The sequence below is a fragment of the Nocardia heshunensis genome (assembly GCF_054782115.1).
In genome coordinates, this window is the sequence record NZ_BAAGTC010000068.1 from 1 (window position 1) to 1,247 (window position 1,247).

General features: G+C 61.2%; 1 protein-coding gene. It reads left to right on the plus strand.

Translation table 11 applies throughout. The annotated features are described in order from the left end of the window. Window positions 1–231 precede the first annotated feature (231 nt). Window positions 232–822, plus strand: coding sequence for an SRPBCC family protein (locus ACYVN4_RS45210; protein ID WP_460730510.1), 591 nt, complete (start codon window positions 232–234; stop codon window positions 820–822). Window positions 823–1,247: the final 425 nt, after the last annotated feature.

Sequence of the window (1,247 nt, forward strand, 5' to 3'; positions counted from 1 at the left end):
ATCACGCATCACCTGTTTCGCCTGAACAAAACCATTGTTGCGCTGACCTATTGAAACCACACCGAGTTTCGTGCGGCGTCACCATCGCATCCCCTGCGGATTTTCGGCGCGCGTACAGTGACGCGGCACGCAAGACGCGCGGCCAGTAATCCAGAGCACATACACGGTCGCTAATTGCTACGGTCGCGTAATATTCGCTGAACAGCCGTCCCCGGAGGCGGCGTGAATCTGATGAAGGCATCCTCACCATTCCTGTCTGAGCCGGTCAGCAACTGTTCTCTCATCACTCGAAGGGACACGGTCATGGCGAAAACGGAACCTGTGACCCTGGAATTCGCCGAGTCGGCGCCTTACCAGGTCAACTGCACGGTCGAGGTCGCGACGTCGGCTGCGAACGTGTTCGACGTATTGAAGGACAACCGCGGTGGCGAGAAGTGGCTCGGCTGGATCGTCACCAAGGTCGTCCCGACTTCGGACCCCGAACACGGCGTCGGCGCCACCCGCAAGGTCGTGTGGCTCTACGGATTGGGCGGTTTGACCGAGACCTTCATCGGCTGGGAGGAGCCGACACTGTGGTCCTTCACTGCGAATACCGTTCGGCCGGGCGTGTTTTCAAGATTCATGGAACGGGTGACGGTCGAACCTGTCAGCGCCACCAGTTGCCGCGTCCACTACCGAGCCGGTATCGACTTCTCGTGGTGGGCGCGCCCCTTCTCGGGTTTCGTCACCGGCTACCTTGGCAAGGCCATTCGACCCGCCCTGGAGGATATGGGCGCCATCGCGGTCGCCAATGCCGAAGCAGCGGGCCGCATCACCTCGTGAGAATCACCCTTGCCCGATCCTCGTCGCCCATCGGAGAACGCACTATCTTGCCGCTGGTCGCGCTGACCGAATCGGCCAGCGCGACTGGCCAAAGATCAACGAGCCGAGCCGATCTGAGGTCGGTGAAACGTCGGCTCCTGCCGATGAGCGTTTGGTCGTGTAAGCCTGGCTGATCATGGGCCACAACGGTTTTTGAGCTGGTGCTTCTCGGCGTTTGCCTGGATTGGGTGTCGATGGCGAGAGATGGTGTCATCGGCTGGCCGGTGGGTTTGACAATTGGTGGCATTGGTGACCTCAAGCTGCGGCCGGTGCCCTTGCGGACCGATTGCGGACCACAGAGGCACCGGCTCGTGACAATGGGAATGCAGCTATCTGGCGTCGGCGTCCGGGTCCGAATCCAACGCCCCCATGGGCGTATCCAACGC